Origin of the sequence: Curtobacterium sp. MCPF17_011 (assembly GCF_003234145.1) — a bacterium.
Classification (GTDB): Bacteria; Actinomycetota; Actinomycetes; order Actinomycetales; family Microbacteriaceae; genus Curtobacterium.
In genome coordinates this window covers 1-23,371 of record NZ_QKSK01000020.1, presented here as the reverse complement: position 1 = coordinate 23,371, position 23,371 = coordinate 1, and the positions used below count along the sequence as shown (strand labels likewise).

Sequence of the window (23,371 nt, the reverse complement as noted above, 5' to 3'; positions counted from 1 at the left end):
AGCTCGTCACGTCAAGGAAGAGGGAGGATCGTCATGCGTGCGAACCGCTGGTTCACGCCCTGGCTGCTGGTGCTGCCCGCACTGGTCTGGCTGCTCGCGTTCAGTCTCTGGCCGTCGATCAACACCGTGCGGCTGTCGTTCACGAACGCGAGCCCGCTCGGCGGGGTCAGCGCCTGGGTGGGGACGGCGAACTTCCGGACCCTGCTCGCGGACCCGCAGGTGTGGGAGGCGCTGCTCAACAGCGTCATCTACATGGCAGTCTGCCTGCCGCTGCTGACGGTCCTCCCGCTCCTGATGGCGGTGCTCGTCCAGCACAAGATGCCCGGCATCGCGTTCTTCCGGACCGCGTACTACACGCCGGTGATCGCGAGCGCGGTCGTCGTCGGGCTGATCTGGAACTGGATCCTCGACGACCGCGGCGTCGTCAACGAGATGGCGCAGTCGCTCGGCATCGTGCAGGGCGCGATCCCGTTCCTGACGGACCGGTGGCTCCTGCTGTTCAGCGCCATCAGCCTGACCGTGTGGAAGGGCCTCGGCTACTACATGATCATCTTCCTGGCCGCGCTCGGGAACGTCGGCAAGGACCTGCACGAAGCCGCCGCACTCGACGGTGCCGGCTCGGTCCGACGCTTCTGGTCGGTGACCATGCCCGGTGTCCGCGGCACGATGACCCTCGTCGGGATCCTCGTGTGCGTGAGTGCGCTCCGGGTGTTCAGTGAGCTCTACATCCTGACGAACGGGACGGGCGGCCCCGGCGGCCAGGACAACTCCCTCGTCATGCTCATCCAGCAGTACGCCCGCGGCTTCACCGGCAACCTCGGCTACGCGTCCGCCCTGAGCCTCCTGCTCTTCGCCGTGACGCTCATCCCGATGCTCGCCCTCGCCCGGATGAACAGCAAGGCGGACAAGTGACGAACACGACCGACACCAACGAACCCGTCATCGGCGGCAACGCCGGCCTCGCCGCACCGACGCCCGACGTGGCCGGCGCGACGGGCGGCGGACCAGCCTCCCGAACGGACCGACGGGGCGGAACGGACGGACGGGGCGGGACGGACGGGGCCGGCAAGCGTCGCCGTCGTGCGGTCTGGGGCGTCATGTCCACCCGTGAGAAGGTGATCCGCTACGTCCTGCTCATCGTGGTGCTGTTCATCACGATCGGCCCGTTCCTCTGGCAGCTCTCCACCTCGCTCAAGGGCACCGGTGAGGACATCTACACGGCGAACCCGTCGTTCATCCCGTCGCAGCCGACGATCGGCAACTACCTGCGCGTCGCCGACGCGATCCCGGTCTTCGGCTACATCGGCAACTCGCTCATCGTCGCCGCGATCGACGTGATCGGGAACATCGTCTTCGCGACCCTCGCCGGGTTCGCCCTGGCACGGCTGCAGTGGCGCTTCCGCAAGGTCGTCCTCGGCCTGTTCCTCGCCACCCTGGTGCTGCCGGGCGAAGCGACGATCATCTCCCAGTTCGTCACCGTGAAGGACCTGGGTCTCGCCGACTCCCTGGTCGGCGTCGCCCTGCCCGGCATGATCGCCGCACTCAACGTGCTGCTCATGTTCAACGCGTTCCGGCAGGTACCCGAGGAGATCGACCAGGCCGCGGTGATGGACGGCGCGAACGCCATGCAGCGGCTCCGCTACATCTCGTTCCCGGCCGTGCAGGGGACCATCGCCGTCATCGCGATCTTCTCGTTCATCGGCGCGTGGGACGACTTCCTCTGGCCGCTCATCGTCCTGCAGTCGCCGGACAAGCTCACCCTGACGGTCGGTCTGCAGTACCTGCAGGGCACGTTCGCCACCGACCAGCGGATGATCGCGGCCGGCACGATGATCGCGTTCATCCCGATCGCGGTGATCTTCGCGCTCCTGCAGCGCTTCTTCTTCAAGGGCGTGGAAGAGGGCGGGGTGAAGGGCTGATGCGCTTCGGCGTCAACCACACGCCGTCGAACGGGTGGTTCCACTCGTGGCTCGACTTCTCGCCCTCGGACACCGCGCGGGACCTCGAGGCCATCGCGTCGCTCGGCGCCGACCACGTGCGGATCTTCCCGCTGTGGCCCGTCGTGCAGCCGAACCGGACGCTGATCCGCCCCTCGGCACTCGAGGACGTCGCCACCGTGGTCGACATCGCCGGCTCGTTCGGGCTCGACGTCAACGTCGACGCCCTGCAGGGTCACCTGTCCAGCTTCGACTTCGTGCCGTCCTGGCTGGACAGCTGGCACCGCCGGAACATGTTCACCGACCCGGACGTCGTCGCCTCGACCGCCGCGTACGTCCGGGCGCTCGCCGCCGCGGTCGCAGACCGGCCGAACCTGCTCGGCGTCACCATCGGCAACGAGGTCAACCAGTTCGCGCACGCCCCGCACCCCGCACCGTTCGCGACCACCGCCGAGCAGGGACACGCCTGGGCAGCGGCGATGGTCGACGCGGCGAGGGCCGGGCTCGGTGACGGCCGGGAGGCCCGTGGCGCGTCCGTCCCGTCGGCCCGGCGACCGCTGGTCACCTTGGCCCAGTACGACGCCGCCTGGTACGACGACGCCCAGCCGTTCGGCCCCGAGCACGCCGCCGAGCACGGTGACGCGACCGTCACGCACTCGTGGGTGTTCAACGGCGCAGCGCGCCTGCACGGTGCCCTCGGTGCCGGCTCGGTCCGGCACGGGGAGTACCTGCTCCAACTCGCCGCCGCCTGGAACGGTCGCGCAGACCGGCCGAACTGGTTGCAGGAGGTCGGCGCACCGACGAACGTGGTGGACGTGGCCGACGCCCCGACCTTCACCGAGCAGACCATCCGGCACGCCCTCGACGTGCAGGAGCTGTCCGGGATCACGTGGTGGTGCTCGCACGACGTCTCCCGCTCGCTCGCCGACTTCCCGGAGCTCGAGTACGACCTCGGCCTGCTGACGAACGACGGCCGCGTGAAGCCGACGGGGGAGCGGTTCCGCGAGATGGCGCTGACCTTCGGTGACGGCCGCTACGACGCACCCACCCCGCCGGCCACCGCGCTCGTCCTCGACGACGTCGCTCCCGACGGGGCGCCGCTGCACGGCACCCGCGCCGACTCGGCCCCCGGCGGCCGGTTCGCCGTCGCCTGGCTCGCGATCGCCGAGCAGGACGGACGCGGGCCCCAGGTGGTGCTGCGCTCCCGGCTCGCCGACACCGCGCTGCTCGCAGCCCGCGGCATCCGTACCTGCGTCGACGTGCCCGCGGGCACCACGGCGACCGCGCTCTCGGTCGCGCACCCGGCGACCATGCCCTGACCGACCGCACGACCGACCGCACGACCGACCGCCTGACCGACTGCACGACGAACACCACCGACCCGACGACCACCGCCGTCCCCGGAAGGACCCATGCACGACGACATCCCGCTCACCATCGGCCGCGCACGCCGCGTGCTCGACGAGCGCATCCTGCCCGAGGTGCACGCCACCGCCGTCCCGCTCGACACCGCCTGGCACGAACTGCCCGGCGAGCCGATCGCCCCCGCCGAGGGACTCGCGCTCACCTTCGAGCCGTACGAGGTCGGCACCCCCTGGGGAGCAGCCTGGGGCACCACCTGGTTCCGCCTCTCCGGGACCGTCCCCGCCGGGTGGGCCGGGCAGCGCGTCGAGGCGCTCATCGACCTCGGGTTCGACAAGAACATGCCGGGCTTCCAGTGCGAGGGACTCGTCTACCTGTCCGACGGAACACCGGTGAAGTCGATCAACCCGCGCAACCAGTGGGTCCTCATCGCCGAGCAGGCCGTCGGTGGCGAGACCGTCGAGTTCTTCGTCGAGGCGGCGTCGAACCCGGTGCTGCTCGACTACCACCCCTTCCTGGTCACGCAGGAGGGCGACGTCCGGACCTCGTCCCCGAAGCGGCTGTACACGTCGCGCCGGATGGACCTCGCCGTGTTCGCGGCCGAGGTGCACGAGCTTGCACTCGACATCGACGTCCTGCTCGAACTGCAGGAGGAGCTGCCGCAGGGCCCGCGCCGGATGCGGATCCTGCAGGCGCTCGACGACGCCCTCGACGCGCTCGACCTGCAGCACATCCCGGGGACCGCCCCCGCCGCCCGTGCGGCGCTCGCCGAGGTGCTCGCCGCACCCGCCGAGGCCTCCGCGCACCGGATCTCCGCCGTCGGCCACGCCCACATCGACTCCGCCTGGCTCTGGCCGGTGCGCGAGACGATCCGGAAGGTCGCCCGCACCACGTCGAGCATGACCGAGCTGATCGGGCAGACGGACGACTTCCTCTACGGCATGTCCAGCGCCCAGCAGTACGCCTGGATCAAGGAGCACCGCCCCGAGGTCTACGCGAAGGTCAAGGACGCCGTCGCCGCCGGCCGGTTCCTGCCCCTCGGCGGCATGTGGGTCGAGTCCGACACCGTGATGCCGACGGGGGAGTCGATCGTCCGGCAGTTCTCGCAGGGACAGCGGTTCTTCGAGCGCGAGTTCGGCATCCGACCGAAGGGCGTGTGGCTGCCGGACAGCTTCGGCTACTCGCCGGCGCTGCCGCAGCTGATGCGTCGCGCCGGGTTCGAGTGGTTCTTCACGCAGAAGATCTCCTGGAACCAGGTAAACAAGTTCCCGCACCACACGTTCCTGTGGGAGGGCATCGACGGGTCGCGGGTCTTCTCGCACTTCCCGTCGATGGACACGTACAACTCGCGGCTCTCCGGCTCCGAAGTGGCGAAGGCCGCCCGGCAGTTCCGCGAGAACCGTCTGGCCACCGGCTCGATCGCCCCGGTCGGCTGGGGCGACGGCGGCGGTGGCACGACCCGTGAGATGACCGGCACGGCCGCACGCCTGGCCGACCTGGAGGGCAGCGCCCGCGTCACGTGGGAGCACCCCGACGCGTTCTTCGACCGGGCCAAGAGCGAGCTGGAGAACCCGCCCGTGTGGGTCGGCGAGCTCTACCTCGAGCTGCACCGCGCCACACTGACGAGCCAGCACCAGACCAAGCAGGGCAACCGCCGCAGCGAGCACCTGCTCGTCGAGGCCGAGCTGTGGTGCGCCACGGCCGCCGCCCGCACCGACTTCGCGTACCCGTACGACGAGCTCGACGCGCTCTGGCAGCAGGTCCTGCTCCAGCAGTTCCACGACATCCTGCCGGGCACCTCGATCGCGTGGGTGCACCGCGAGGCCGTCGAGCGGTACGCCGAGGTCGCCGACCGCCTGGAGGCCCTCATCGCCTCCGCCCTGTCGGCCCTCGCCGGTCCCGGGGACCGGACGATCGTCGTCAACCCGGCCCCGAGCCTCCAGAGCGGTGCCCTGGCGCAGAGCGCGATCCTGACCACCGACGTGGCGGCGACGACCGCCGTCACCCTCACCGAGGCCGACGGCGGGATCGTGCTCACCAACGACCTGGTCCGGGTCGTCGTCGACGGCCGCGGCCTCGTCACCAGTGCGGTCGACCTGACCACCGGACGCGACGCGATCGCCCCCGGCCAGGTCGCGAACCTGCTGCAGCTGCACCAGGACTTCCCGAACATGTGGGACGCGTGGGACGTGGACCGGTACTACCGGAACCGCGTCGAGGACCTGGTCGACGTGACCGGCCTCCGTGCCTCGGTCGACGCCGACGGGACCGCCCGGGTGACGGTGTCGCGGGCGTTCAGCGAGTCCACCGTGACGCAGGAGATCACGCTTGCACCGGGCGCACGCACCCTGGAGTTCGCCCAGGTCACCGACTGGCACGAGACCGAGAAATTCCTCAAGGTGGCGTTCCCGCTCGACGTCCGCGCCGAGCACACCATCGCCGAGACGCAGTTCGGCGCGCAGAAGCGGGTGACGCACACGAACACCTCGTGGGAGGCCGCGAAGTTCGAGACGTCCATGCACCGCTACGTTCTCGTCGAGGAGCCCGGATTCGGCGTCGCGCTCGTGAACGACTCGATCCACGGGTTCGACGTCACACGCGACTCGGTCGACGGCCACGTCACCACGACGCTCCGGCTCTCGCTGCTGCGGGCACCGCGGTTCCCGGACCCGGAGACCGACCAGGGCGTGCAGACGCACCGGTACGGGATCGTCATCGGGACGGACATCGTCGGCGCGACCGCGGCCGGCACGGCGATGAACACCGCCGTCCGGACGGTCACCGGTGCGCACGGCTTCGACTCGCTCGTGCAGGCCTCCGGCGACGTGGTGGTCTCGGCCGTCAAGCTCGCCGACGACCGCTCCGGCGACCTGGTCGTCCGGGTCTACGAGCCGGGTGGACGCCGCGGGACGGGCGGCCTGGCGGTCGACGGACCCTTCGACGAGCCGGTCGAGGTCACGTTGCTCGAGGAGATCGACCCGGCACTGCCGGGCGTCGCCGCGATCACCGACGGGGTGGCGGCCTTCCCGGTCGACGCGTTCGAGGTCCGCACGTTCCGCTTCCCGCGACGGGGTGCAGCGCACTGACCGTGGCCGGATGAGACCCCCGCCGCCGGGACTTCGGGTGTCCCGGCGGCGGGTCCCACGGCCGATCGGTCGTGGACCCGCGGCGGCACCTCGTCGCCGCGGACACCACTCGAAGAGGAGTGACATGCAGAAGTCCATGAAGATCGGGATCGTGGCGGCGCTGGTCGCCATGGTGGCGGCGCCGATGGTGCCCGCCGCCGCATCAGCCGCACCGGGCGGGCCGGCAGCCGCGTCGCACGGCCAGGGGCACGGAAACGGCCACGGCCACGGCCACGGGCGGCCGGGACACTCCGCCCCGACGAAGTCCGGGCCGACGAGCATCGCGTACGTCGAGGTGAACAACGACGAACTCCGGAACGTCGGTCGGTACACGCTCGAGAACGGTGCGAACGCCTTCGACGTGGCGATCATCTTCGCCGCGAACATCAACCGCGACGCGGACGGCGACGCGGTCCTGTACGCCAACGAGAACGTGCAGCGAACGCTGGACCAGGCCGCGACGCAGATCCGGCCCCTGCAGGCCAAAGGCATCAAGGTGACGCTCTCCGTGCTCGGCAACCACCAGGGCACCGGGCTCGCGAACTTCACCTCCAAGGCCGACGCCCGCGACTTCGCGGCGCAGGTGTCCGCGACGGTCAAGCAGTACGGCCTGGACGGCGTGGACCTGGACGACGAGTACTCGGACTACGGCGTGGACGGCACACCGCAGCCGAACGACCAGTCGATCGGCTGGCTCGTCTCGGCGCTCCGCGCGGACATGCCCGGCAAGATCATCTCCTTCTACGACATCGGCCCGTCGTCGACGTCGCTGCAGCAGGAGAAGCCGTCGATCGGCAAGAAGCTCGACTACGCGTGGAACCCCTACTACGGCACCTACACGGCGCCGCAGATCCCGGGTGTGCCGAAGTCGAAGCTCTCGGCCGCCGCGGTCGACATCCAGAACACCCCGGTGGCCACGGCCGTCTCGTTCGCCGAGCGGACCAAGGCCGACGGGTACGGCGTCTACATGACGTACAACCTGCCGGACGGTGACGTCAGCCCCTACGTGTCGCAGTTCACGAAGGTGCTGTACGGCCAGTCGGCCGTCTACCGGTGAGGGACGACTGATCGATGAGTGACGTGCGCCGTGGTGGCCCGACCGCAGTCGGACCGACAGCCGGACCGACGACCGCGGTCGCGGCCCGGAACGGGGTCGGGTTCGTCTCGCAGGAGGCGACCCTGATCGAACAGACCGACCCGGGGGCGACCGTGGTGGTCGTCCCCGGGCCGGCAGGTCAGGAGGTCGGACCCACCGACGTCCTGACCTGGGTCTGGTTCCCGGAACGGTCACTGCCCGACGGGCAGACCGAACCGGCCGAGGCGGACCTCGACGGGTTCTGGGCCGCCACGGCGTTCGCACTCGACATCGTCTTCACCGACGGCACCCGGCTCAGTGCCGGGTCCGGCACCGACTCCGCCCGCGACCAGTACGGGGACACCGTCACCCCGGAGGCGCAGGACGACGCCCGCAAGCAGTGGGTCGACCAGTGGAACCGGCGGACCGTCGACCTGTCGGCGCACGCCGGCCGGGTGGTGGACCGCCTGGAGGCGCGGCTCGGCCGGACGGACCAACCAGCGTCCGGCTCTGCTTCCGTCGGAGTCCCCGACGGCGTGGTCCGCACCGTCCGTGGCTGGCTCGACGACGTCCGGATCGAGCCAGCAGGGCCCGCCACCGGTGCCGTGCCCGCCGACGCCCGCCCGCTCGACCACGTCCGCACCACCCGCGGCACGCACTCGTCCGGCACGTTCTCCCGCGGCAACAACGCACCGCTCGTGGGGCTGCCGCACGGCGGGGTCTTCGGCCTGCCGATGACGAACGCCGCCGACAGCCGGTGGCCGTACGCCTATCAAGAGCACAACCGGCCGAGCGACAACCGGCCCGCGATCCAGGCGTTCGCCACCAGCCACCTGCCCTCACCGTGGATGGCCGACCGCGGGGTGTTCCAGGTCATGCCGTCCCCGCTCGCCGACCCCGACGTCGACCGGACCGCCCGTGCGCTCGGGTTCGACCACGTCGACGAGCTCGACGGCCCGCACCGCTACCGGGTCACGCTCGACGAGGGCGTCACCGCCGAGATGACCGCCGGTGAGTTCGCCCTGGCGTGGCGGTTCACCGGTGTCCGGAGCATCGTCCTCGACCACCACGGTGTGCTGCGTTCGTGCGAGGTCCGGATCGAGGACGGCACGGCGATCGTCGACGCTCTGCTCGACGACCGCGCCGAGACGCCACCGCACCACGTGCACCTGCGGATCGAGAACGCCGTCGCCGAGCACACGACGGTCGTCGACGGGCTGCTGCGCGGCTCGGTCGAGGTCGCCGGCGACAGCGACGTCCTGCTCGGCATCTCGACGGTCTCCGCGGAGGACGCGGTCGCGAACCTGGCTGCCGCGGGCGACTTCGACGCGATGCGCCGGCACGCCGAGGACCGGTGGGTCGCCGAGCTGGACACCCTGCAGGTCGAGGGCGCGACCGAGGACCAACTCGTGTCGATCTACTCCGGCCTGTACCGGGCGTTCCTCTACCCCACCCGCGCCGGCGAGACCGCCCTTGTCCACCAGGACGACCCGGCCGGCAGCCCGCGTCACCGGTCCCCGTACGGCGACGTCCTGTCCGAGCCGATCCGCGACCAGCCCGGACCCGAGGTCGTCGACGGACCGCTCACCACCACGAACGGGTTCTGGGACACCTACCGGACCGCCTGGCCGCTGCTGGCACTCCTCACCCCGGACACCGCGGCCGACCTGGCCGAGGGCGTCGTCGGCCACTTCACCGACGGTGGTTGGACCCCGCGCTGGAGTGCTCCCGGCGCCGAGGACGTGATGACCGGCACCACGAGCGACACCGTCTTCGCCGACCTCGTCGCGAAGGGCGTCGACGGGTTCGACCTCGAGCAGGCGTACCGGTCCGCGCTGCGGAACGCGACCGTCCCGGCGGGGGACCGGCGGGTCGGGCGGAAGGGGAGCCTCCCGGGCCTGTTCCGCGGGTACGTCGACACGGCGACTGGCGAGGGCATGTCGTGGACCCTGGACGCGGCCATCAACGACTGGGGTGTCGCCGTGCTGGCGGATGCCCTGGCCGACCGCGCGGTCGCGGCCGGTGACGACGTCGGCGCTGCCCGGTACCGCGCCGAGCACGAGTGGTTCGCGCGCCGTTCCCTGCAGTACCGGAACGTCTTCGACCGCGAGCGCGGGTTCTTCATCGGGCGGACGCCCGACGGCGCGTGGCGCGACGACTTCGACCCCGACGTGTGGGGCAGCGACTACACCGAGACCAACGCGTGGGGCACGATGTTCACCGCGCCGCACGACGGCGCCGGCGTCGTCGAGCTGCACGGCGGTCCGGCCGGCTTCGACGAGGCGTTCGCGCGGTTCTGGGCGCGACGGGAGACCGGTGGGGCCGACCGTTCCGGCTCGTACGGGTTCGCGATCCACGAGATGACCGAGGCCCGCGACATCCGGATGGGCATGCTCGGCCTGTCGAACCAGCCGGCGCACCACATCCCGTTCTTCCCCATGTTCGCCGGCCGGCACGACGACGCGCACCGCATCGTCCGGGAGTGCCTCGACCGGCTGTTCGTCGGCTCCGACCTCGGGCAGGGGTACCCCGGCGACGAGGACAACGGCGAGATGAGCGCCTGGTACGTCTTCGCGACCATCGGGCTGTACCCGCTGGCGCCGTCGACCGGGACCTACGTGATCGTGCCGCCGTCGGTCCGCCGGACCGTGCTGAACCGGGCGGGAGGGTCGCCCACCGTCATCGAGACCACCGGCAGCGGGGCGTTCATCGCCTCCGTGACCGTCGACGGCGAGCCGTGGGAGTCGGTGAGCATCCCGCACGCTGTCGTGGTCGGTGCCTCGCGCATCGAGGTCGCGCTCACCGACACACCTCGAGGGTGGGCGGCGGACAGCCGGCCGGCATCGGCCTCCGTGCTGCACGGGTACCGGGACACCCCCGACGACGTGCTGCCGGTCGGCGCGTCACCGCTCACCGACGACGCGGGAGCGACCGTCGTGGCGCTCGCGGCGGGGGAGTCCGTCGCGGTGCCGGTGACGGTCGAGGCCGTGTCGCTCGTCACGGTGACGGTCGCGGCCGCCGGTACCGCGTCGTGGCGGATCGTGCTGCGGGACGTCGACGGTACAGCGGTGCACGTGCTCGAGGGGCGGGACGAGGTGTTCGACTGGGCCGGGCAGACCCGGGTGTTCCCGTTCGTCGGCGGGGTCCACGGCGGGACCCTGACGTTCCACGCCCTGACGCCGATCACGCTGTCGCAGCTGCAGCTCATCGTCGCGGACGGCACTTCCTGACCCGCTGTTGACGTTCCTGGCTATGGGTGTTAGCTTTTGGCTAACACTCGTAGCCAGGAGGCACACATGCTCGAACACATCGAACGTGACGGCGGCACCATCGCCATCGACGTCAGCGGTACCGGACCCCTCGTCGTCCTCGCCCACGGCATGGGCGACAGCCGGCACTCGTACCGGTTCCTCGTCCCCGAACTGGTCGCCGCCGGGTACCGGGTCGCGAACGTCGACATCCGCGGCTGCGGCGACTCGAGCACCGGTTGGGCCGGGTACTCCCGCGCCGACATCGCCGGGGACCTCGTCGCCGTCGTCCGGCACCTCGGTGGCCCGGCGGTCGTCGTCGGTCAGTCGATCAGTGGCGGTGCCGCGACGATCGCCGCCGCGGACGCCCCGGAGCTCATCACCGGCGTCGTGGAACTCGCCCCCTTCACCCGGGCGCAGTCGTTCGACCTCGGCGGGTTCCTCCGCAACCGGAACCACCACCGATCCGGCACCGTCCAGCTCCTCCGGGTCATGACGGCCGGCAGCCTGCCGGGCTGGCTCGCCTACCTGGACCTGGCCGTCGCCACCAAGCCCGCCGACTGGGCCACCGAACGCGGGCACATCGAGGACACCCTGCGGCAGCCCGAGCGGATGGCCGTCCTCAAGGCGATGACGAAGACCAACCCGGCCGACGCCGGCGCTCGACTTGCCGACGTCCGTTGCCCGGTGCTCGTCGTCCAGGGCGGTGCCGACCCGGACTGGGCCGACCCCGCAGCCGAGGGTCGCCGCATCCTCGGCGACCTGCCGACCGGCCTCGGCGAACTCGCCGTCATCGAGGGAGCCGGGCACTACCCGCACCGCGAGACCCCGGCCGAGGTCATGGACCTCCTGCTCCCGTTCCTCGGGCGGACGCTCACGGCGACCACCACGGGTGGCGACCGTGCCTAGAGCCGGACTCGACCCCGCGGTCGTCACCGAGGCCGCCGCGGTCCTCGCCGACGGGAACGGCCTGGCGCAGCTGAGCATGAGCACCGTCGCGGACCGGCTCGGCGTGAAGCCGCCGTCGCTCTACAAGCACGTGGCGGGCCTCCCGGACCTGACCCGGCGGATCGCAGCCCTCGCTGCCGCCGAGCTGACCGAGGCACTGACGGAGGCGACCCGGGGGAGCACCGGACGGGAGGCCCTGGCCGCCGCCGCGCGCACCGTCCGTCGGTACGTGCAGGAGCACCCGGGCCGCTACGCCGCTACCACCGGCAGCCGACCGGCGGACGCCGACGACCCACTCGCCACGGCCCTCGATCGGTCGCTGTCGTCGTTCGTCACGGTCCTGCGGGACTACGGGCTCGACCCGGCCGACGAGGTGCACGCGCTCCGGATGCTCCGCAGCATGCTGCACGGCTTCGCCACCCTCGAGGTGTCCGGCGGGTTCCAGCTCGGCGCCGACGTGGACGAGAGCTTCACCTGGATGATCGACTTCCTCGACCAGGGGCTGCGGGCCCGGGCTGCGGGTGGGGACGGGCGTTCGGTCGTGCCCGATGGTCGTTAGGCGGCTCGAGGGGGACCAGGAGCGACACGACCAACACCGGGGGCGGCAGCGCGACCGCCGAGAGCACGAAGCTGCGCTTCACCGCGCACCGGCCTGGTCGACGCCTGGTTCGCCGCGCGGCGCCCGGAAGAGTGGGCGGAGTTCGTCCGACCCCGAGCCTGATCCGTCGGGGCTGACGGCCGTCACCGCCCACGCGCTGCCGACCACTCCGCGAACTCCGTCGCGACGATCCGTTCGTCGTGCAGGTCGGCCGCGTCGGCGGACGCCAACCACCGGATCGGTGCCCGCATGACGTCGGCGGGAAGCACCGCGAGGCTGCCGGGCCTCGCGGTGCCGTCGAGCATCCCGGTCGCCGTCGCACCGCCTGGCAGCAGGATGTTCGCCCGCACGGACGTGTCCGCGAGGTCCGCCGCCATGATCCGGGCGAGCGCCTCTGCTCCGGCTCGGGACGGGCCGTACGGGACGAACCCGCGTCGGTTCATCGTGCTGTGGTTCATGCTGACCGTGACGACGCGACCACCCCCGGCCTGGAGCATGCGCGGAACCACCGCCCGCGCGACGAGGAAGTAACCGGTCAGGTTCGTGTCGACCACGTCACGGAAGCCCGCGGGCGTGACGTCCCAGAAGCCTTGCGGAGTCGTCATGAAGTTCGGGTTGACTGTGCGCATCCCGATCCCGGCGTTGTTCACCAGCAGGTCGATCCCGCCGAGCGTGTCCCACGCAGCGGTGACGCCGGCGGTGACCGAGTCCTCGTTCCGGCTGTCCATCACGACGCCCAGTGTCTCGGGGCCCATGGCTGATGCAGCGTCGGCGACACGGTGTTCCGACCGGCTAGTGATGGCCACCCGGGCGCCAGCTTCGACGAGTCCCTCGGCCATGGCGCGGCCGAGTCCCGAGGTCCCGCCGGTGATGAGTGCGCGCACGCCGTGCAGGTCTTCCATCGATGCTCCGATCCTCGTCCTCGGGACTCTACGACGGCGTCCGGGAGGGAACGGACAGGTTCGACGTCAGACCTGTGAGGTCAACGAGCAGCTGCCTGCGTCCACTCCGGCGATGCCAACAGCACTTGCAACTCATTGACCAGTCGCGCCGTGTGGAATCCGTCCGCCGCCGCGTGGTGCACCTGGATCGCGACGGGCATCACCGTCCGGCCCGTCGTCTGCCGGTAGCGACCGAGTGTGATGATGGGGAGCAGGTGGTCGAACCCGCCGCCGATGTCGAGCGTGAACCCGGTGAACGACGCCCACGGGATGCTCGACACGTCGAAGGTGTTCGCCGGGGTGTCGGACTGCGGGAAGAGCGACGTCGCAGTGCGGTGTCGCTCGATGACCTCGACCGCTTCGCCGTGGAAGGTCGCGAAGTCGTCGCGGTGTGGTGTCCACACGCCGGCGAACGTCTCCCGCTCGGGGTTGAACACCGTGAACGCGGGGTGCACGACGTCCCACACCGCGGGAGCGCCGGTCGGGTGGAGCGCCATCCGGAACTCCTGGTGCCGGTTCACGATCGTCGACAGGGCCCAGGTCACCGCGACCGAGCTCTTGACCGCCGTCCCGCTGAGGGCCATCCGGAGTGCGGTCACGTCGACGTCGACCGTCATCGCGTACGTGCACGGGACGCGGTCGCGGTAGTGCTCGAAGTGCTCGCGCCGGGGCCAGGTGGCCAGGTCGATGGGACGGAGGATCTCCATGATTCGAGCGTAGGGCCGGTCCCGAACATCGCGCCCGAACGGGTCAGGAGAGTGCGCGGACGAGGTCCTGCAACGTGTCCAGCCACAGGTCCGGTCGGGCAGCCTCAGCGCGCGCGGCATGCATGTGTCCCCACGGTCCACGGCGGATGAACGCGGTCCGCATCCCGGCTGCCTTCGCCGGCAGGATGTCGTTGTCCAAGCGGTCGCCGACGTACAGGACCTCGGCGGCGCGGCACGCGGAGGCCGTGACGACCCGGGCGAAGAACTCCGGTGACGGCTTCACAACGCCCCAGGAGGCCGAGCCCGGTACCGTCACCGGCATGAGCGTCTCGTTCTCCGTCCGTCGAACCGTCGAGGACGACTGGCCGCTGGTGCGTGCGCTGCGGATCGAGAACGCGACGGACAACCCGATCTCGTACGGCGCGACGCTCGAGACGACCCTCGCGATGACGGAGGCCGACTGGCGACTGCGTGCGCGGCGTGGTCAGGCCGTCGAAGCGACCAGCCTCGCCGCCGTGGAGACCCACACCGGGCGGTGGATCGGCATGATGAGCGCGCAGAGCTGGGACGGCGACGGGACGGACCCTGTCCTCACCGGCGTCTTCGTCTCGCCGGACTTCCGAGGCCGGGGGAACGGGGTGGCCGATGCGTTGCTGGACGGCATCGTCCGGTGGGTGCACGAGCGAGGCGCTGGACGTCTCCGTTCGGACGTCCACGAGCACGCCGAGCCCGCGCGCCGCTTCTCCGCGCGTCATGGTTTCGTCCCCACCGGGCGGACACGTCCCGTCGGCTTCACCGCGGGGAACACGCTCGAACTCGCGCTGGCGCTCGACCGACCCGTGCTCGACGGACGCGCACGATGACCACGATCCGCCTGATCGAACCCGGCGACGGCCGCGCACTCTCCGACCTGCTCGTCCGCAACCGGGCGTTCCTCGCGCCGTGGAGCCCCATCCGCGCCGACGGGTACGAGACCGTCCCCGGTCAGCGGACGGACATCGACCTCGTGCTGGAGCAACACCGTCGCGGCGGGACCGTCCCGTTCGTGGTCCTCGACGATGACGGCCAGGTGGCAGGTCGTCTGACCCTCAGCGGCATCGTGCGCGGCTCGTTCCGGTCCTGCGCGATGGGGTACTGGTTGTCGGAGGACCGGACCGGCCGAGGCCTCGCGACCCACGCAGTCGCCGCGGCGCTCGGGCATGCGTTCGACGAGCTCGGCCTGCATCGCGTCCAGGCCGAGACCCTCGTCCACAACACCGCCTCGCAGCGGGTGCTGGCCCGCAACGGTCCCGTCCAGTACGGCCTCGCCCCGCGGTACCTCGAGATCGCGGGCCGGTGGCAGGACCACAGCATGTTCCAGCGGCTGCGTGACGATCCTCCGGTCCCGGTCGACCGTTGACTTTCCATGGCGGCAAATGATTGACTTGCCGACATGGAAAACGACCCGAGGAACAGCGCACCCGACGGCTCGGACCCGACCGACGCCCGACAGGCGCTCGCTGCGGTCGACGCGACCAGGGCCTCCGTCGCCGACCGTCTGGTGACCCCGTGGTGGTACCACCTGGCCCTGGGCCTGCTCGCCGGCGCCTACCTGGTCGGCTACGCGTTGGGCGACACCGTCGTCCGAGCGGCCGTGCTCGTCGTCTTCTTCGCCGGGATCCTCGCGCTCGTCTCGGCCTACCGCCGACTCACCGGTGTGTGGGTCTCCGGCCACCGAGCCGGAGCCGCGACCCGGTGGGCAGTGGCGATGGGCGTGTTCGATGTGGTCGCGGTCGTCGCCGCGATCTTCGTGCACGAGGCCACGGGCCTCCTCTGGCCGGTGTGGGTGCTGGCGGTGATGGTCGTCGTGGCGATGGTCGTGCTCGGACGTCGGTTCGACCGCCGGCTGCGGTCGGAGCTGCGGCAGGGCCGCGTGCAGGCCTCGTGACCGCCGCGCCGTCGACGGGTCGGGGGAGCGGCGTGAGCGGGAGGTTCGACGAGGTGGTGCACGCACCGAACCGTCTGCAGATCTGCGCGTTCCTCGATCCGCTCGACCAGGCCGAGTTCTCGGTGGTGCGCGACGTGCTCGGCGCGAGCGACTCGGTGACGAGCAAGCACGTCAAGGTGCTGCAGGACGCGGGGTACCTGACGGTGCGCAAGCCGACCGGCAAGGGGCGGGTCAAGACGTGGCTCGCACTCACCCCGGAGGGTCGCAGCGCCTACCACGGACATGTCGCCGCCTTGCGCGCACTGTTGGGCTGACGCCGGAGCGCTCGAGGGACCGCGGACGTGAGCCGATGCGGTCGTGGAGATCGGGACGGACGCTCAGGCGTGGGCGGCCAGGTGTGCGCCCCACACCGCGTAGGTGTCGCGGTACCGGTGTTCCTCCGCCTCCGGACGCCACACCGATCGCGTCAGCTCCTCCGGGAAGCCGACGACGCTGACGCGCCGGTGGTCCTCCGCCACCGCGCGAGACCGGAGGTTGAGCGCCTTCCCGTGCACGCCGGCGGCGGCCCGCGCGGGACGGGAGAGGCTGCCGGCGTTGTCGAGGGGCGGGATCTCACCGACGAGGACCCGGGCGGTGGGCGGGAGCACCTCGAGGAGTGCGGTGACGGTGTCCCGGAGGTGCTCCTCCCACGTCCTCGGAGGCATGACCCGCAGGGCGTCCGTGATGCCCACCATGACGACGGCGAGCTCGCACTCCTGCAGGTGTTCGCGGTGCGCGTGGACGATCGGGGGCAGCTGTCGGACGCTCGACGACGGTGCGCTCGCGATCGACCACGAGGTCCCTCGACCACATCGGCCTGCGCGCTTCCGGGCGAAGAACGCCGGGAGGGACAGCTCGTGGGTACGGACGCCGAGCGACAGTTCACCGCGCTCGCCGACGAACCAGACCCGGTCGACCGCCAACCCCGGGACGGTGCCGGCCGGGTCGTCGTCGGGGAACACGTCCCAGGCGGCGTCGGAACGGCGGAAGACGAACTCGCTCACGCGTCCGACGCGCGCCGGGATCATGAGGGCTGAACGGACCATCGCGCGGGCTCGTGACATGGGGCACCACCGCCGAACTCCCGCGTCAGCGTGTCCGCCGCGGTATCGACGTCTTTCCGGGTCCCGCCAAGCTAGTCCTCCACCATGGGGACCATCGGGGTACAGACGATCGGGACGAGCCGGACGGCCCGGACCTCAGAAGGGGACGCCGCAGACGAGCACCGCATTGGCGAACGGCGTCGCCTCGCCGGTGCGCACGAACAGCCGCGCTCCGCCGGACATCGCCTTGAGCTGCTCGTGCGACACCGACCGGCGCTCCGGGAACCGTTCGGCCAACCACGTCTCGGCCTCGGTCCCGGCGACCTCCGTCGCCACGACGCAGTCCTGGAAGACCGCGTCCCCGAGCAGTGCGTCGAGGACGTCGACGAAGCGCGGGACTCCGTGCACGAGGGCGAGGTCCACGACCGGGACTCCCGGCGGGATCGGGAGCCCGCAGTCCGCGACCACGACGAGGTCACCGTGGCCGAGCCGACTCAGCCCCGCGTTCAACTCCGCGTTGAGGATGCCGGTCTTCTTCATGCGTCGACTCCCTGCGCTCCGTCCGTCCCGTCCTCGGGCGCGGACTCGAGTTCGGACTCGGACTCGGGCGCGACCTCGGGCAGCACGTCGTCGAGCGTCGGGTAGGACGGCTGGGTCCCGACCCCCTGCACGGCGAACGCCCCGACCCGGACGGCCTGGCGAGCCGACTCGAGCAAGGAGCGTCCCGCGGCGAGCCCGGCGGCGAGCGCCCCGACGAACGCGTCGCCCGCGCCGGAGGTGTCGACCGCCACCACGCGCGGTGACGGCACGGCGACCACCGCTGCCGGGTCCTCGTCGTCGGAGACCAGGGCACCGCGTGCTCCGAGCGTGACGACCACGGACCGGATGCCGAGCGAGCGGAGCGTCGCGACGAGCGCGCCTTCGTCCGCCGGCACCTCGGCACCCGGGACGAGCTGCGCGAGGACGAGCGCTGCCTCGTGCTCGTTGACGACGAGCGGGTCGGCGGCGAGCACGACCGCCCGTCCGACCGGCACGACGGGCGCCAGGTTGAGCAGCACCCGCCCGGTCGCCGCCGTGACGGCGGCGCCGACGCCGTCCGCGGGGACCTCGCCCTGCAGGACGACCACCGCGGCCGACGCGACGGCGTCCGCGGCCGCGAGCACAGCCTCCGTCCCGGTCGACGCGTTGGCCCCGGGGACCACGACGATCGTGTTCTCGCCGCTGCGGTCGACCGTGATGGTCGCGAGCCCGGTGGGGGCGTCGACCGCGCGGACGTGGGTGACGTCGACGCCGCTGTCGGCCAGGAGGCTCGTGGCCACCTTCGCCGCACCGTCGCGTCCGACGCTCCCCACCATCACGGTCGGCGCGCCTCGACGGGCGGCCGCGACGGCCTGGTTCGCACCCTTGCCACCCGGGAGCAGGGCGAAGGAGGTCGCGATGAGCGTCTCACCCGGTGCGGGGTGGCGATCGACGGTCACGACCTGGTCGACGTTGAGCGAACCCACGACGACCACGGTTCCGGTGGGACGGCTCACTTGGTGAAGTCTCCGACGTTGCTCTTGGTCACCGAGACGACGGGCACCTGGACGGTCTTCTCGGCCTTGCCGGAGACGGCCTTCACGGCCTGGTCGACCGCCAGCGCGCCGAGCTTGGCCGGCTGCTGGGCGACCGAGCTGCTCAGCGTGCCGTCCTGGATCGCCTTGAGGCCGTCGGCCTCGCCGTCGAAGCCGGCGACCTTGACGCTCGTGCCCGCCTTCGCCCCGAGGGCCTTGATCGCGCCGAGTGCCATCTCGTCGTTCTCGGCGAAGACGCCGACGACGTCGGGGTGGGCCTGCAGCAGGTTGGTGGTGACGTCGAGCGCGGTGGCGCGGTCGAAGTTCGCGGTCTGCTTGCCGACGACCTTGATGCCCGGGTAGGCCTTGATGCCCTCGGCGAAGCCCTGGCCGCGGTCACGGCTGGCGGAGGTGCCCGCCTGACCCTGCAGGACGAGGATCTCGCCCTTCTCGCCGATCGCCTTCGCCAGGTCGTCGGCGGCCTGCTTGCCACCGGCGACGTTGTCGCTCGCGATGAACGAGTCGACCGAGGCGTCGTTGACGGTGCGGTCGACGGCGATGACCGGGATCTCCGCCTTGTTCAGTGCGGTGACGCTCGGGCCGGCGGCGTCGGAGTCGACCGGGTTGACGATGACGGCCTTCGTGCTGCCGCTCGAGGCGGTCTGCAGTTGGTTCGCCTGCTGGGCGGAGTCGTTCTGGGCGTCGACGACGTCGAGGGTGACGCCCTGCTTCTTCGCCTCGGCCTTCGCGCCGTCGCGGACCTCGACGAAGAACGGGTTGTTGAGCGTGGAGAGGGCGAGCGTGATCTTCATGTCGCCGCCACCCGACGCGCCGGTGCTGCTCGTGCGGTTGCATCCGGCGGTGCCGAGGACGACCAGGCCGGCGACGACGCCGACGGTGGCGACCTTCTGGAAGGAGGAGAACTTCATCGTTGGTTCCTTTGTGGAGAGGGTGGGGAGGAGGAAGAGGAGAGGAGCGCGTCAGCTGCTGCGCGTCTTGCGGCGGAGCACGTCGAACCCGACGGCGACCGCGATGACCAGGCCGATGACGACCTGCTGCCAGAACGAGCTGACGTTGAGCAGGTTCAGGCCGTTGCGGATCACGACGAGGACGAGCGCACCGATGAAGGTGCCGGAGATCCGGCCGACACCGCCCGCGAGCGAGGCGCCGCCGATGACGACCGACGCGATGGCGTCGAGCTCGTAGCCGCTGGCGGCCTGCGGCTGCGCCGAGTCGAGTCGACCCGCCAGCAGCAGGCCGGCGAGTGCGGCGAACAGCCCGGACAGCCCGAACACGACGACGACGATCCGCTTGACCGGGAGGCCCGACAACCGTGCTGCCTCGGCGTTGCCCCCGACGGCGTACATGCTCCGACCGATCACGGTGCGGTTGAGGATGAAGGACGCGATCAGCGCGGCCACCACGAGGACGATGATCGGCACCGGCACGGGTCCGATGTCCCCACCGAGGAACGACACCTGGGGCGAGGTCGGCACCGGCTTGCCGTCGGAGAGCACGAGGGTCAGACCGCGGGCGACGCTGAGCATCGCCAGGGTCGCGATGAACGACGGCAGCTTGCCGTAGGCGCTGGCCAGGCCGTTCACGACGCCGGTGGCGAGTCCGGCGACGAGTCCGCCGACCAGGGCCAGCCAGCCGGGCAGCCCCGCGGTGGCGAAGAACCACGCGGAGACCATCGCCGACAGCGCGGCGACCGAGCCGACGGACAGGTCGATGCCGCCCGCGACGATCACGAAGGTCACGCCGAACGCGAGCACGGCCACGGTCGACACCTGGATGCCGATGTTGAGGATGTTGCGGCCGGTGAGGAAGTCAGGCGTCGCGATGAAGAGCGCGATGCAGAGCACGACGAGGCCGACGAGGGCGCCGTTGTTCGCCAGGAACTTCGTGAACGAGAAGGACCGGTTCGGGGCCTTCGCAGTGGTCGATGACATGCGGCATGTGCTTTCTGGTGGGTACTGCGCTGTACGCGGGGATGTGCGCGCGGGTGACCGCGCGGGAGGGGGGCCGTCGTCAGGCGGCGTCGGCGTCCGGGACGTCGCGGGCGGCGAGGGTCATCACGGCGTCCTCGGTGGCGTCGGCACCGTCGAGTTCACCGGCGATCCGACCGTCTCGCATGACGAGGATCCGGTCACTCATGCCGAGCACCTCGGGCAGCTCGCTCGACACCATCACGACGGCACCCCCACCGGCGGTGATGGCGTTGACGAGCTCGTAGATCTCGACCTTCGCGCCGACGTCCACGCCACGGGTGGGCTCGTCGAGCAGCAGCACACTCGAGCCCGCGAGGATCCAGCGACCGAACACGGCCTTCTGCTGGTTGCCGCCGGAGAGCGACCCGATCGGCTGGTCGATGTCGTGCATCCGGATGCGGAGCCGGGCAGCGACCTGCTCGGCACGCTGCTTCTGCCCGGCGAAGTCGACGAGTCCGCCCCGGGCGCTCGACGCGAGCGTGGCGTACCCGAGGTTGTCGTTGACCGAGGCGCCGAGCACCAGGCCCTGGCCCTTGCGGTCCTCGGGCACGTGCCCGATGCCGGCGCGGATCGCCCCGGCGACGCTGCCCTTGCCGAGCTGCCGGCCGCGGACGGTGACCGTGCCGCTGTCGTACCCGTCGGCGCCCGCGATGGCCCGGACCAGTTCGGTCCGTCCGGCACCGACGAGTCCGGAGATGCCGACGATCTCCCCGGCGTGCACGTCGAAGGACACGTCCTGGAACCGGCCGGCCGCGGTGAGGTGCTCGACCCGCAGGACGGCGTCCGCGCGGTCCACCACGGCGCTGCCGGTCGGGTACTGCTCCTCGATGCTCCGGCCGACCATGAGGCGGACGAGTTCGTCCTCGGGCGTGGAGGCGGGGACCTCGGCGACGAAGTGGCCGTCGCGGAGCACGGCGACCGTGTCGCCGATCTCGGCGATCTCGTCGAGGTGGTGACTGATGAACAGCATGCCGACGCCCCGGGCCCGGAGGTCCGCGACCACGCGGAACAGGGCCTCGGTCTCGTGGCGGGTGAGGGCGGCGGTGGGCTCGTCGAGGATCAGGATCCGCGCCTCCACACTGAGCGCCTTCGCGATCTCGACCAGCTGCTGCCGTGCGATGCCGAGCTCGCCGACGGGGGTGTCGACGTCCACGTCCAGCCCGATCACCGCGAGGGCGGCCTCGGCTTGACGGCGGAGCGTCTTCCGGTCGACCAGCCCGAAGCGGGTCGGGATCCGGCCCATCATCACGTTCTCGGCGACGCTGAGCGAGCCGACCAGGTTGAGTTCCTGGTGGATCGTCGCGATGCCGAGCCGCTCCGCGGCGGAGACGGTCGGGAGGCTCACCTCGACCCCGTCGACCAGGATCCGTCCGCCGTCGGGCTGGTGGATCCCGGACATCATCTTGATGAGGGTCGACTTGCCAGCACCGTTCTCGCCCAGGAGGACCTGGACCTTCCCGGCGTGCACGTCGACGGTGACGTCGGTGATCACCTGGACGGGACCGAACGACTTGCTCACCCGGTCGAGGGTGAGGAGGGGGGTCTGCGCCATGTCAGTTCTCCGGGTGCTGCTGGGCGGCGGGGCGCGACGATGCGGCCTGCCGGACGGGTCGGATGGGGGTGGCCGAGGACGCGCGGACGATCAGTTCGCTCGGCAGACGGACGGACTCGGGGCTGCCGCCGTCGATGACGTCGCGGAGCAGGCCCACGGCGACGCGGCCCATGTCCTCGACGCTGTGGGCGACGACGGAGAGCGCGGGCTCCAACAACGAGAACCACTCGATGTCGTCGAAGGCGACGAGCGCGATGTCCTGACCGACCCGGAGGCCGAGTCGGTTGAGGATCGCGATCGCACCGACGGCCATCAGGCTGTCCGCAGCGAAGATCGCCGTGGGCGGGTCGTCGAGCTCGAGCAACGTGGTGACGCCGGCGGAACCGGACGCGGCCTGGAAGTCACCGAAGACGACGAGCTCGGGGTCCTCGCTCAGCCCGGCTGCGACGACGGCGTCCTGGTAGGCGGTGAACCGCTCGCGGCCGGTGGAGACGCTCTGTGGACCGGCGATGTACCCGATGCGGGTGTGGCCGAGGGCGGCGAGGTGTTCGACGGTCTGGCGGATGCCGGTGCTGCTGTCCGTCGTCACGCTCGGGACGTCGATGCCCGGGATCACGCGGTCGACGAACACGGTCGGGACCTCGCGGTCGACGAGCTGCTGCACGGTGCCGGTGTCGTTGCCCTGCGGAGCGACGATCACGCCGTCGACCCGGCGGGCGATGAGCGTGTCGAGGTACCGGTTCTGCTGGTCGGCTCGTTCGTTCGCGTTGCCGAGCAGCGTGACGTAGCCCTCGGCCAGCGCGGCCTGCTCGATGGTGTGGGCGAGGTCGGCGAAGAACGGGTTGCGGACGTCGGAGACCAGCAGACCGATCGTGTCCGACCGGGTGGAGCGGAGCGCGCGGGCCTGCAGGTTCGGGCGGAAGTCAAGGTCCTTCGCCGCCTGCTCGACCGCTCGGCGAGAGTCCTGACTGGTGGCCGCGTTGCCGGAGAGCACGCGGGACGCCGTCGCTGCGGAGACGCCGGCGCGGGCGGCGACGTCCTTGATGGTGACGGTGTTCATCGGTGAGCACTCCGTTGGGCGAGTCATGGAATCGATTCCATGGAATCGATTCCATGACCATAGGGACCGCCCCCGGCCTCTGTCAAGCGGCGCGGTCCCGAGCCGCGCCTGCCGAGCCGTCCGCGAAAGCGACAGTCCTGCGCCGGAGATGCGCGACGATCTGTCGCTTTCGCGGAGGAGTCGGGCACGCCGAGACAGCGCCGGTCAGACGGCGCCGGAGCGGGGGGGGGGGGGGTGGAGGGGATTACGGGGATCGAGGATCGGC

General features: G+C 71.2%; 22 protein-coding genes. 12 read left to right on the top strand and 10 right to left on the bottom strand.

Annotated elements, in window-relative coordinates:
• Nucleotides 1–33 precede the first annotated feature (33 nt).
• The 8 genes from DEJ25_RS16205 (at nt 34) to DEJ25_RS16170 (ending at nt 12,254) form a co-directional block, all read left to right on the top strand.
• Nucleotides 34–912 (top strand): carbohydrate ABC transporter permease, encoded by an 879-nt coding sequence (locus tag DEJ25_RS16205; RefSeq protein ID WP_110904020.1) that lies wholly within the window; start codon nt 34–36, stop codon nt 910–912.
• A complete protein-coding gene (locus tag DEJ25_RS16200; RefSeq protein ID WP_220033247.1) occupies nt 909–1,919 on the top strand; it encodes a carbohydrate ABC transporter permease in 1,011 nt (336 codons plus the stop codon). Before DEJ25_RS16205 ends, DEJ25_RS16200 begins: the two co-directional genes overlap by 4 nt.
• A complete protein-coding gene (locus DEJ25_RS16195; RefSeq protein ID WP_110904019.1) occupies nt 1,919–3,256 on the top strand; it encodes a cellulase family glycosylhydrolase in 1,338 nt (445 codons plus the stop codon). Before DEJ25_RS16200 ends, DEJ25_RS16195 begins: the two co-directional genes overlap by 1 nt.
• Nucleotides 3,257–3,349: 93 nt before the next feature.
• On the top strand, nt 3,350–6,385 hold the full coding sequence (locus tag DEJ25_RS16190) for a glycoside hydrolase family 38 C-terminal domain-containing protein (RefSeq protein ID WP_111045320.1): 3,036 nt from the start codon (nt 3,350–3,352) through the stop codon (nt 6,383–6,385).
• Between the two features lie 124 nt (nt 6,386–6,509).
• The gene (locus DEJ25_RS16185) at nt 6,510–7,481 is read left to right on the top strand and encodes an endo-beta-N-acetylglucosaminidase H (protein ID WP_110904017.1); all 972 of its coding nucleotides are present in this window, start codon (nt 6,510–6,512) and stop codon (nt 7,479–7,481) included.
• A 14-nt stretch (nt 7,482–7,495) separates the two neighbouring features.
• Nucleotides 7,496–10,729: a GH92 family glycosyl hydrolase gene (locus tag DEJ25_RS16180; protein ID WP_111045319.1), complete on the top strand. Its 3,234-nt coding sequence runs from the start codon at nt 7,496–7,498 to the stop codon at nt 10,727–10,729.
• 66 nt (nt 10,730–10,795) lie between these two features.
• Nucleotides 10,796–11,656 carry an alpha/beta fold hydrolase gene (locus tag DEJ25_RS16175; RefSeq protein ID WP_110904015.1) on the top strand — a complete coding sequence of 287 codons (861 nt, stop codon included), beginning with the start codon at nt 10,796–10,798 and terminating at the stop codon, nt 11,654–11,656.
• Nucleotides 11,649–12,254, top strand: coding sequence for a TetR/AcrR family transcriptional regulator (locus tag DEJ25_RS16170; RefSeq protein ID WP_111045325.1), 606 nt, complete (start codon nt 11,649–11,651; stop codon nt 12,252–12,254). Before DEJ25_RS16175 ends, DEJ25_RS16170 begins: the two co-directional genes overlap by 8 nt.
• A gap of 182 nt (nt 12,255–12,436) precedes the next feature.
• On the opposite strand, the gene DEJ25_RS16165 is transcribed toward DEJ25_RS16170, so the two are convergent.
• From DEJ25_RS16165 to DEJ25_RS16155, 3 genes are all read right to left on the bottom strand, one after another.
• Nucleotides 12,437–13,195, bottom strand: a complete 759-nt coding sequence (locus tag DEJ25_RS16165) for an SDR family NAD(P)-dependent oxidoreductase (protein ID WP_181421595.1) — start codon at nt 13,193–13,195, stop codon at nt 12,437–12,439.
• An 80-nt stretch (nt 13,196–13,275) separates the two neighbouring features.
• Nucleotides 13,276–13,941 carry a CatA-like O-acetyltransferase gene (locus DEJ25_RS16160; protein ID WP_110904013.1) on the bottom strand — a complete coding sequence of 222 codons (666 nt, stop codon included), beginning with the start codon at nt 13,939–13,941 and terminating at the stop codon, nt 13,276–13,278.
• 43 nt (nt 13,942–13,984) lie between these two features.
• Nucleotides 13,985–14,347, bottom strand: a complete 363-nt coding sequence (locus DEJ25_RS16155; RefSeq protein ID WP_258366537.1) for an HAD family hydrolase — start codon at nt 14,345–14,347, stop codon at nt 13,985–13,987.
• Between DEJ25_RS16155 and DEJ25_RS17105 the strand changes: the two genes are divergently transcribed.
• From DEJ25_RS17105 to DEJ25_RS16135, 4 genes are read left to right on the top strand one after another with little or no spacing between them, the layout of a single operon-like run.
• Nucleotides 14,262–14,804 carry a GNAT family N-acetyltransferase gene (locus DEJ25_RS17105; RefSeq protein WP_110904011.1) on the top strand — a complete coding sequence of 181 codons (543 nt, stop codon included), beginning with the start codon at nt 14,262–14,264 and terminating at the stop codon, nt 14,802–14,804. The two genes, DEJ25_RS16155 and DEJ25_RS17105, sit on opposite strands and share 86 nt — an antisense overlap.
• Nucleotides 14,801–15,340: a GNAT family N-acetyltransferase gene (locus DEJ25_RS16145; RefSeq protein ID WP_111045318.1), complete on the top strand. Its 540-nt coding sequence runs from the start codon at nt 14,801–14,803 to the stop codon at nt 15,338–15,340. Before DEJ25_RS17105 ends, DEJ25_RS16145 begins: the two co-directional genes overlap by 4 nt.
• Before the next feature lie 33 nt (nt 15,341–15,373).
• The gene (locus tag DEJ25_RS16140) at nt 15,374–15,868 is read left to right on the top strand and encodes a hypothetical protein (RefSeq protein WP_110904009.1); all 495 of its coding nucleotides are present in this window, start codon (nt 15,374–15,376) and stop codon (nt 15,866–15,868) included.
• Between the two features lie 32 nt (nt 15,869–15,900).
• Nucleotides 15,901–16,182, top strand: a complete 282-nt coding sequence (locus tag DEJ25_RS16135) for a transcriptional regulator (RefSeq protein WP_110904038.1) — start codon at nt 15,901–15,903, stop codon at nt 16,180–16,182.
• Between the two features lie 63 nt (nt 16,183–16,245).
• On the opposite strand, the gene DEJ25_RS16130 is transcribed toward DEJ25_RS16135, so the two are convergent.
• The 7 genes from DEJ25_RS16130 to DEJ25_RS16100 all read right to left on the bottom strand — a co-directional run bounded on the left by DEJ25_RS16130 (nt 16,246) and on the right by DEJ25_RS16100 (nt 23,106).
• The gene (locus DEJ25_RS16130; RefSeq protein ID WP_258366536.1) at nt 16,246–16,911 is read right to left on the bottom strand and encodes a hypothetical protein; all 666 of its coding nucleotides are present in this window, start codon (nt 16,909–16,911) and stop codon (nt 16,246–16,248) included.
• A 195-nt stretch (nt 16,912–17,106) separates the two neighbouring features.
• Nucleotides 17,107–17,490, bottom strand: a complete 384-nt coding sequence (rbsD, locus tag DEJ25_RS16125; protein WP_110904007.1) for a D-ribose pyranase — start codon at nt 17,488–17,490, stop codon at nt 17,107–17,109.
• Nucleotides 17,487–18,485, bottom strand: coding sequence for a ribokinase (locus DEJ25_RS16120; protein ID WP_110904006.1), 999 nt, complete (start codon nt 18,483–18,485; stop codon nt 17,487–17,489). Before DEJ25_RS16120 ends, rbsD begins: the two co-directional genes overlap by 4 nt.
• On the bottom strand, nt 18,482–19,432 hold the full coding sequence (locus DEJ25_RS16115) for a substrate-binding domain-containing protein (protein WP_110904005.1): 951 nt from the start codon (nt 19,430–19,432) through the stop codon (nt 18,482–18,484). The genes DEJ25_RS16120 and DEJ25_RS16115 overlap by 4 nt, the downstream gene beginning before the upstream one ends.
• 51 nt (nt 19,433–19,483) lie before the next feature.
• A complete protein-coding gene (locus tag DEJ25_RS16110; protein ID WP_111045316.1) occupies nt 19,484–20,455 on the bottom strand; it encodes an ABC transporter permease in 972 nt (323 codons plus the stop codon).
• 79 nt (nt 20,456–20,534) lie between these two features.
• The gene (locus DEJ25_RS16105; RefSeq protein WP_111045315.1) at nt 20,535–22,046 is read right to left on the bottom strand and encodes a sugar ABC transporter ATP-binding protein; all 1,512 of its coding nucleotides are present in this window, start codon (nt 22,044–22,046) and stop codon (nt 20,535–20,537) included.
• A gap of 1 nt (nt 22,047) precedes the next feature.
• Nucleotides 22,048–23,106: a LacI family DNA-binding transcriptional regulator gene (locus DEJ25_RS16100; protein WP_111045314.1), complete on the bottom strand. Its 1,059-nt coding sequence runs from the start codon at nt 23,104–23,106 to the stop codon at nt 22,048–22,050.
• Nucleotides 23,107–23,371 lie beyond the last annotated feature (265 nt).

Coding starts and splice junctions, on each gene's coding strand:
- DEJ25_RS16205 (WP_110904020.1), top strand. CDS start 34: ATGCGTGCGAACCGCTGGTTCACGCCCTGGCTGCTGGTGCTGCCCGCA.
- DEJ25_RS16195 (WP_110904019.1), top strand. CDS start 1,919: ATGCGCTTCGGCGTCAACCACACGCCGTCGAACGGGTGGTTCCACTCG.
- DEJ25_RS16190 (WP_111045320.1), top strand. CDS start 3,350: ATGCACGACGACATCCCGCTCACCATCGGCCGCGCACGCCGCGTGCTC.
- DEJ25_RS16185 (WP_110904017.1), top strand. CDS start 6,510: ATGCAGAAGTCCATGAAGATCGGGATCGTGGCGGCGCTGGTCGCCATG.
- DEJ25_RS16180 (WP_111045319.1), top strand. CDS start 7,496: ATGAGTGACGTGCGCCGTGGTGGCCCGACCGCAGTCGGACCGACAGCC.
- DEJ25_RS16175 (WP_110904015.1), top strand. CDS start 10,796: ATGCTCGAACACATCGAACGTGACGGCGGCACCATCGCCATCGACGTC.
- DEJ25_RS16165 (WP_181421595.1), bottom strand. CDS start 13,195: ATGGAAGACCTGCACGGCGTGCGCGCACTCATCACCGGCGGGACCTCG.
- DEJ25_RS16160 (WP_110904013.1), bottom strand. CDS start 13,941: ATGGAGATCCTCCGTCCCATCGACCTGGCCACCTGGCCCCGGCGCGAG.
- DEJ25_RS17105 (WP_110904011.1), top strand. CDS start 14,262: ATGAGCGTCTCGTTCTCCGTCCGTCGAACCGTCGAGGACGACTGGCCG.
- DEJ25_RS16145 (WP_111045318.1), top strand. CDS start 14,801: ATGACCACGATCCGCCTGATCGAACCCGGCGACGGCCGCGCACTCTCC.
- DEJ25_RS16140 (WP_110904009.1), top strand. CDS start 15,374: ATGGAAAACGACCCGAGGAACAGCGCACCCGACGGCTCGGACCCGACC.
- rbsD (WP_110904007.1), bottom strand. CDS start 17,490: ATGAAGAAGACCGGCATCCTCAACGCGGAGTTGAACGCGGGGCTGAGT.
- DEJ25_RS16115 (WP_110904005.1), bottom strand. CDS start 19,432: ATGAAGTTCTCCTCCTTCCAGAAGGTCGCCACCGTCGGCGTCGTCGCC.
- DEJ25_RS16110 (WP_111045316.1), bottom strand. CDS start 20,455: ATGTCATCGACCACTGCGAAGGCCCCGAACCGGTCCTTCTCGTTCACG.
- DEJ25_RS16105 (WP_111045315.1), bottom strand. CDS start 22,046: ATGGCGCAGACCCCCCTCCTCACCCTCGACCGGGTGAGCAAGTCGTTC.
- DEJ25_RS16100 (WP_111045314.1), bottom strand. CDS start 23,106: ATGAACACCGTCACCATCAAGGACGTCGCCGCCCGCGCCGGCGTCTCC.